Consider the following 7,595-nt stretch of genomic DNA (forward strand, 5'->3'; position numbering starts at 1 on the left):
ACGTTTCGAGTTCTAAAGCTCAAATTTCGAGTTCTAAAGCTCAAGTTCCGAGTTCAAAGGTCGAAGTTTCGAGTTCAAAGGTCGAAGTTTCGAGTTCAAAGGTCGAAGTTTCGAGTATCCACAATATTTTTATAGCTTGAAAAAATTAAATTAATAAATTTCAAAGGGTATTTTTAGTGCCGTTAACTGCGTAGGCGTAGCCCGTCGTAGACATCGCATTGAGGAAAGTTCTATCTCGCAGCAGGTAGGATGATGGAATGGAGTTCACCTGCACAAATTTTTAATGGTAATAATCAGCGATCGCTTTCAAGAACAAGACATATCACTTAAATAGCTTTATTTTAGCTGACATATAAACTCAATTTGTCCAGCATGAAAGCCTTGAATTAAATTATTTATGAATTTTTCTGTTTCTTCTCTTGGCGGCTTGGCGGTTCGATAATTTTCACAACTGATTTAATAAGATTGCTATAGTCGGATAGTTCAGTTTTTAAAAGTAACATACACAAACAATATAAATGGATTACTATCTCTTTAAGTATTTAGAAAATAAATTAGTCATTAATGCTGAGGTGGTTCTCATTTTTAGAAAGAGAAACTGGAGCAAATACTCCACAGCATAAATGAAAGGTTACTCAAACATGGATTTTCTCAACCAAGCACAGAAGTTGGCAGATACGGTTAGAGATAAAGCTCAAGAAGCAGCCAACAATGTAGTAAATGGGATGGATGAGGTAGTTGATGGAATCAAGAACGCTACTACCGAGATGACTACTTCAAGTGTCCATGCAGTTAATGATTTACAAAGTTTGTCAACCATAGCAGCCCAGTCAGCTTTTCAAACTATTCAAAATGTTACTAAAACATTTGAAGAAAATGTTGTTGGAGTTGCCGCATCTAGTATGGTTATGGCTGATGCTTTGCAAAATTTACCAAAGACAGCTGCCGAATTAGCCCAAGAGATGCCCAAGATTGCAAATAGGCTGAGATATCGTGCTGGTGTTCGGGTGAGAGACTTACCTCGCTCTGATGCAGATGTCATAAAGCTTTTTGAGAAAATTCCTGGCACATCAAAGCTTGGAGCCAAAGAATATACAATTCGTCAATTTCTTAGAGATAAGCATGGTAGCCATATCAATCCACGTTCCAAAGGTGGATCGAATGCTGCTGATAATATCCTTTGGGAAGTAGGTGTTGATAATCTCCGTCGAGGTGCGAAAGTAATGACCGTTGGCGAGCAGTTTTATATTCGGGTTTATAATGCGGTAGATTCAATTGTCAGCAATTCTGGAACAATCGCTAGACTTGGGATTACTGCAACGGGAACAGCTATTCTCACCCAGGTTGTAGTAATGGCAATTTCTTACTCTTTGGATCTTTATCGGGGCGACATTACTGTTGAAGAGTATAAAAATCTAATTTTTGAAGCAGCAAAGGCAGCAGGTATTGCGACACCAATTGTTTTTTTGGTTTTAGTGGCTGTGTTAGCTTTATTTCCAGAATTTACAGTCATTTTGTCAGCACCAGTAGTTGTCGCAGGCTTCAATGCTTTATTTGGTATTAGTATTGCTACACCCATCATTCAATCGCTAGTTCGTCATGTGGAAGCTGGAGGCTTTGGGATAGAAGCTGCTGATGCTTATAAGAGTGCGTTTGATGATTCTACGCTCTGAAATAAGCTGTTGCACAAATAAAATTGCATAATTAGGGTGGGTGTCTCGCCCGCCCATAGCCAAAGGCAGGCTTTTCAGTCCACTCCACAAGATTAGATAATTTATTAATTTGTTGAAAATCCCCAAATAATTCATAAAATCAGGTGCAACCTTTATAGATGGCAGAATATGACAACCTTTGTAAAATCCTCGCAGAGAAATATCCCCGTGATTTTATCCGTTGGTTATTAAATCAAGAACCGCGAACAATTGAAATCTTAAAAACCGAATTAAGCATTGAACCGATACGTGCTGATTCAGTAACATTTCTGCAAACAGAAAATCGGATTTTACACCTAGAATTTCAAACCACAATCAAATCCCCAAAACCAATTTCTCTGCGGATGCTAGATTACTATGTCCGATTGACACGGAAATATCAAGTTCCTGTTACGCAAGTAGTGATTTTCTTACAAGAGACAAGTGACGAAATCGCATTTACTGAAGAATATGTTAGCGAAGTCACAACCCACCGTTATCGAGTTATCCGAATGTGGGAACAAGATTCGGCACTATTTCTTGGCAATCTGGCTTTATTACCTTTAGCACCGTTAACGCGAACTGATTCAGCCCAAGCGTTATTATCGCAGGTTGCCGAAGAAATTGTTAAAATTCCAGATATCGAGACTAGACAAAATACTGCTGCTTACACGGAGATTTTAGCAGGCTTAAAGTTTGAGAAAGATTTTATTCGTCAATTATTGCGGGAAGATATTATGCAAGAATCAGTGATTTATCAGGATATTTTGCAGAAGGGAGAACAAAGGGGAGAACAAAAAGAAGCTTTTCGCTTCTTAAATCGTCAGTTAAATCGGCGATTTGGAGAAATCGATTCCTCAATATTCGAGAGAATTCGAGTCTTATCTACTGAACAATTGGAACAGTTAGGAGAAGAATTTTTAGACTTTTCAAATATATCTGATTTAGTTACTTGGCTTGAGCAAAATACAATTAACTAAAATAATTTGTAATTCGTAATTACGAATTAGTTAAAGCAAGCTTACACGCAGCCTAGTCTCAACCGGAGAAGCAAGTGGGTGGATTGGGGGGTCTTCTAGGGATGAACATGGCTAACCAAACCTTTATTAACTCCACGTTTAGGCATCACTTTCTGAGTTTTACCTTGTGGAGTAATTCATCTTTAATACGGTTGAGAATTGAAGTCTCATCCAGGTTTGCCAAAATCCGATTAATCACAGCTTTCGGGCCATCAGGCCCCCAAGTCGCGCCGTTGGCTAAATAAACTTTGGTAACTTGTCCAATCCCGTAAGAAGAAACACCAGCTACTCCCCCTTGGGTGATTGCTACCGATATATAAGGGCCTAGCGCAATGCCACCCGTAGCTGTTGCAGAGATCCCAAGTAAAGTTTTTAATCCACTCAAGCCCAAATTTGCCAACAGTTCACTAGCACCGATGCCGCCCATACTTAAGGCGATTTTTTGTAACAATTGTACAGCCCCGGCTTCGGTCATGGAGAAGCCATAGAGTTTAGATAAACCCAAAATCAGAGCAATATCAATTACCACACTACTGAGAATATCTACCACAGTTACGGGATTGAGTGCGATCGCTAATGCCTTAGTCATCACAGCCTTCCAAATCAACTGATTGGCATTCACCTCCCGAATCATCAGTTTTCGTTCTATTAACTGCTCATTTACAATATCGGCATAAAGCATAGTATTGAGGGCAACCAAAGCTTTACCCTCACGGTGGAGAATCTCCAAGATTTTCAGCTTGAGTTCCTCAACTTGGGCATTACCTGTACGCAACTGTATGCCCCTAGTACCATCAGGGCGACGAATCGCCGTCTTCACCAATGGCGATGCCGCAGCCATGACAATTTCTAAAGGTGTAAGTAATTCCCGCACCCTTTCATCCCGAACTTTGTGATAAATTGCCATCCGGTCTGCTTCTGGATACTGGTCTACTTTGTTAAACACCAGAATGATCGGTTTACCTGCTTCCCGCAACTGAGAAAGGGCGGCATATTCTAGCTTTGTCATGTCACCAGATATTACAAACAGAATCAAATCCGCTTGTTTTGCAATCTGTTCAGCTAATACGGCACGGGTTGCACCATCTACTTCGTCTAACCCAGGAGTGTCAATTAATTCCACCTGTGATTGACCTACACCAGGGAGAGTGACCCGGAGGGCACGTTCAGTTTCTCCAATAGCTTCCTCACTAATACTCCAATTAACTCTTTGTGCAGCACGGGTGACACCGTGCAGCGGCCCAGTTTCAAATACTGTTTGCCCAACCAAAGCATTGAGTAGCGAAGACTTACCACGTCCCACCATGCCAAAAGCCGCAATCTGCACCACCATCCGGTCTAACTTCCCCAGCATGGTTTCCAAATCAGCAATTTCCGTCTCCAATCCGATTTTTTCTTGGGGGGTGAGATCGAGATTGGCTACCAAGTTTCGCAGCGCCGTTTGTGCTTGTTTATAGTTCAGTTCCGTCTGAATGTCTTCAAAGCTGAAAATGGCACTATCCAGTTCTTCCTCCCAACTGAAAGAATTTGCGTCAGTGTTGGCGGAATCACTTTGATGAGGTTCAGGCACGGGCAATGTCGAAGTCATATTAATTTTAGATTTTAGATTTTAGAATTTTAGATACACCCCGTTTACTATCCTAGTTATTTTTAGGAGCGGTTTGGGTAGATGAGGCAGACAAAAAAGACAAGGGGAATAAGTATGCCCCATGCCCAATGCCCAATACTTCGACTTACCTCGGCTTTGCTCGGCACGAGTGCGAGAGTACAAGTGCCCAATGACCAATGACCAATGACTAATGACTAATGACTAACAAAAAGTCATAAACTGAAAAATGCATCTAAATAACTCGTTAGGATCTTGACTAAATTACCTGTGCGGAAAATCGTTATTGCCGGCAACTGGAAAATGTTCAAAACCCAGGCAGAGACCCAGGAGTTTTTACAAGGATTTCTGCCCCACTTAGAGGAAACCCCCCAAGGGCGAGAAGTGATATTGTGCCCTCCGTTCACTGATTTAAGTGTTTTGTCCAAGAGTTTGCACGGTAGCCTCATCCACCTGGGGGCGCAAAATGTCCACTGGGAAGAATTTGGAGCCTATACGGGTGAGATTTCTGCCCTAATGCTGACAGAACTTGGTGTGCGCTTTGTGATTGTCGGTCATAGCGAACGACGGCAATTCTTTTGTGAAACGGACGCAACCGTTAATCTACGCCTCCGAACTGCTCAAAGGTTTGGTTTGACCCCAATTCTCTGTGTTGGCGAAACTAAACAACAACGAGATGCGGGAGAAACTGAATCACTGATTGCTCTCCAACTCGACAAAGGCTTGGTAGATATTGATCAGGATAATTTGGTGATTGCCTATGAACCGATTTGGGCGATTGGTACTGGTGACACTTGTGAAGTAACGGAGGCGAATCGGATAATTGGCTTAATTCGTAGCCAGTTGAGTAATCAAAATGTATCAATTCAATATGGTGGCTCAGTTAAGCCGAACAATATTGATGAGATCATGGCTCAACCAGAAATTGATGGTGTTTTAGTAGGAGGAGCAAGTTTGGAAGCTGAGAGTTTCGCTCGGATTGTAAATTTTCAGTCACTGTGATGTGCTTTTTTCTCGTTCCCATGCTCTGCATGGGAATGCCTAATGTAGATTTATGCCAAGGAAATTGATAATTCGAGGACGCTGTTTCGAGTGGGGACGGCGGACTTATTTGATGGGCATTTTGAATGTGACGCCTGATAGCTTTAGTGATGGGGGTGAGTTTAACACTACCTCTGCCGCTTTAGTTCAGGCGCAAGCCTTGGTAGCTGCTGGTGCTGACATTATCGATGTAGGCGGTCAATCAACTCGACCAGGGGCAAAGCAAATAACTTTGGCAGATGAACTTGACCGGGTGTTATCGGTGTTACAGGTGCTAAAACCAGAAATTTCAGTCCCGATTTCTGTAGATACAACCCGTGCTGCTGTAGCCAGGGCATCTGTAGCAGCTGGAGCGGATATTATTAATGATATTTCTGGCGGCACTTTTGACTCAGAAATGTTATCAACAGTTGCAGAGTTAGGTGTGCCGATTATTTTAATGCACATCCGGGGAACACCACAGACAATGCTGCAACAGACTGATTATCAAGATTTGCTCAAAGAGATTTATAGTTTTTTGGCAAGGCAAATTGAGGTAGCAACTGCTGCGGGCATTGACCTAGATAAAATTATTATTGATCCTGGTATTGGCTTTGCTAAGAACTATGAGCAAAATTTAGAGATTTTTCGCCGCTTGCGATCGCTCTCAACACTCAACTGTCCTATCTTGGTAGGAGCATCCCGTAAAAGTTTCATTGGTCGCATTTTAAATCAATCAGATCCCAAAGCACGAGTTTGGGGAACGGCAGCAGCTTGTTGTGCTGCTATTTTTAATGGCGCTGATATCCTCCGAGTTCATGATGTTCAAGAAATGCGCGATGTTTCACTAGTAGCTGATGCGCTACTGAGACAAGCCACACAAGGTGACTGTTAAGTATTACCGTTTTCGGATTTTTTGCCGTTACCTTCTTGAGTTACTGACTCGCCGATCAACTCATGAAACATTTCACTTGAGTTTGCTGGGTCTACAAAGACAATTTTGGCATTATTGCTCTCACCAAGTTTTTGGCTGGCATCTACGTAATCTTGAGCCACAAGATACCGCAGAATGTCCCTACTATCTGGATTGGAACGGAGAGCTTGAGAAATTATTTGCACTGAAGCCATAGTTCCTTCTGCTTTTGTAATGGCAGCTTCCTTCTGCCCTTGTGCTTCGGTAATCAGCGCCCGTTTTTTAATTTCAGCAGCTTGCTCCTCTTCCCTAGACTTTCGTACACTCTCAGGTAGGGTAATTCTCTGAAGGTCTAACCGGAGAATCTCAACTCCCCAATCTATGGTTATACTATTCAACTCCAATAAGAGATCTGAGTGCATCTTTGCTCTAGAGACATTGGTCTCCTCCAGAGTGTTCTGGGCAATGATTTCCCGGAGCGTGGTTGTAGTCACCTGTGTCAGTGCCCCTTGCAGATCCTCAATAGCGTAAAAGCTTTTCTCAATATCTTTAATGCGCCAGTACACAATAGCGTCCACTTCCACAGAAATATTATCTTGGGTGATCACATTCTGAGGCTTGATGTCTAAAATTTGCTCTCGCGTGGTATCTTCCATCACAACCTGATCTACCAAGGGAACAATAAAGTTCAGCCCAGGTTTAAGTTTCCGATGATACTGCCCCAGGCGTTCAACTAGGGCTTCATTACCTTGATTAATCAGTTTTGCAGAACCTAAGGCATAACCTATAAGCACTAAAACTATAAAAATGATTGGCTCCATGTATACTCCTATTCAGCTTTTGGGAGAATTTAGTGTCAAGGATATCCTAATAGCTTGTCATATCTTTGAGTTTAATGTTTTGAGTCGGTAATTTTATGAACACCAGCAGCAATATCTGATGTCGATTCGCTGCGCGTCTTGTACATATTCTGTAAGTAGGCTATTTTGCCCAATGCGATCGCTATTAAAGCACCTTGATCAAACGCTGGCAAGGACTACTTTATCTAATCAACATTACTTGTACTAACATCTTCAGACAGCCTCAACTTTTATTCAATATATTTACGTAGGTGTATAATATTATGTAAAATTTAGCTGATGTGAAATATCATCGACACTTTGAAACACCGATTGAAAAACGCAAACGTAAGGCAGTGGCAGCTAGACGCACAAGACGTTTTAAATAAAGCTATTTGGTGTGGTAGGGGCGTTGCTTGAGGTTATGACCTAAAACAGGCAACAGCACATAGCGCTCTTTTATTACTCTCATGAGAGTATAATTAATTACTAACAGTTTAACTTAGC

At 41.7% G+C, this 7,595-nt stretch carries 7 protein-coding genes and 1 pseudogene; 5 read left to right on the forward strand and 3 right to left on the reverse strand.

The features are described 5' to 3' along the window. The first annotated feature begins 641 nt into the window (after nt 1-641). Together ACFFAP_RS32970 and ACFFAP_RS32975 are read left to right on the forward strand one after the other, a co-directional pair. A complete protein-coding gene (locus ACFFAP_RS32970; protein ID WP_375515164.1) occupies nt 642-1,673 on the forward strand; it encodes an HNH endonuclease in 1,032 nt (343 codons plus the stop codon). A gap of 158 nt (nt 1,674-1,831) precedes the next feature. Further along, the gene (locus tag ACFFAP_RS32975; protein WP_375515165.1) at nt 1,832-2,671 is read left to right on the forward strand and encodes an Rpn family recombination-promoting nuclease/putative transposase; all 840 of its coding nucleotides are present in this window, start codon (nt 1,832-1,834) and stop codon (nt 2,669-2,671) included. A gap of 145 nt (nt 2,672-2,816) precedes the next feature. On the opposite strand, the gene ACFFAP_RS32980 is transcribed toward ACFFAP_RS32975, so the two are convergent. Then, nucleotides 2,817-4,298: a GTP-binding protein gene (locus tag ACFFAP_RS32980; RefSeq protein WP_375515166.1), complete on the reverse strand. Its 1,482-nt coding sequence runs from the start codon at nt 4,296-4,298 to the stop codon at nt 2,817-2,819. 288 nt (nt 4,299-4,586) lie between these two features. On the opposite strand from ACFFAP_RS32980, the gene tpiA reads away from it, so the two are divergent. Together tpiA and folP are read left to right on the forward strand one after the other, a co-directional pair. Then, nucleotides 4,587-5,318, forward strand: a complete 732-nt coding sequence (gene tpiA, locus ACFFAP_RS32985) for a triose-phosphate isomerase (RefSeq protein WP_375515170.1) — start codon at nt 4,587-4,589, stop codon at nt 5,316-5,318. Between the two features lie 52 nt (nt 5,319-5,370). Continuing rightward, nucleotides 5,371-6,231 (forward strand): dihydropteroate synthase, encoded by an 861-nt coding sequence (folP, locus tag ACFFAP_RS32990; RefSeq protein ID WP_375515167.1) that lies wholly within the window; start codon nt 5,371-5,373, stop codon nt 6,229-6,231. Here the strand turns inward: folP and ACFFAP_RS32995 are convergent. Together ACFFAP_RS32995 and ACFFAP_RS33000 are read right to left on the reverse strand one after the other, a co-directional pair. Then, entirely contained in the window at nt 6,228-7,070 is an 843-nt protein-coding gene (locus ACFFAP_RS32995; protein WP_375515168.1) for an SPFH domain-containing protein, read from the reverse strand. The genes folP and ACFFAP_RS32995 overlap by 4 nt on opposite strands. Nucleotides 7,071-7,141: 71 nt before the next feature. Continuing rightward, complete coding sequence (locus tag ACFFAP_RS33000; RefSeq protein ID WP_375515169.1) at nt 7,142-7,282, reverse strand: hypothetical protein; 141 nt, start codon at nt 7,280-7,282, stop codon at nt 7,142-7,144. Nucleotides 7,283-7,381: 99 nt separating this feature from the next. Here ACFFAP_RS33000 and ACFFAP_RS33005 point away from each other — a divergent pair. Continuing rightward, a pseudogene (locus tag ACFFAP_RS33005) lies at nt 7,382-7,477 on the forward strand (30S ribosomal protein S21); the annotation flags it as partial. Nucleotides 7,478-7,595: the final 118 nt, after the last annotated feature.

The organism is uncultured Nostoc sp. (assembly GCF_964245575.1).
Classification (GTDB): domain Bacteria; phylum Cyanobacteriota; class Cyanobacteriia; order Cyanobacteriales; family Nostocaceae; genus Nostoc.

Bases quoted from the DNA above. Each gene is read 5' to 3' on its own strand.
- ACFFAP_RS32970 (WP_375515164.1), top strand. From the start codon at position 642: ATGGATTTTCTCAACCAAGCACAGAAGTTGGCAGATACGGTTAGAGAT.
- ACFFAP_RS32975 (WP_375515165.1), top strand. From the start codon at position 1,832: ATGGCAGAATATGACAACCTTTGTAAAATCCTCGCAGAGAAATATCCC.
- ACFFAP_RS32980 (WP_375515166.1), bottom strand. From the start codon at position 4,298: ATGACTTCGACATTGCCCGTGCCTGAACCTCATCAAAGTGATTCCGCC.
- folP (WP_375515167.1), top strand. From the start codon at position 5,371: ATGCCAAGGAAATTGATAATTCGAGGACGCTGTTTCGAGTGGGGACGG.
- ACFFAP_RS32995 (WP_375515168.1), bottom strand. From the start codon at position 7,070: ATGGAGCCAATCATTTTTATAGTTTTAGTGCTTATAGGTTATGCCTTA.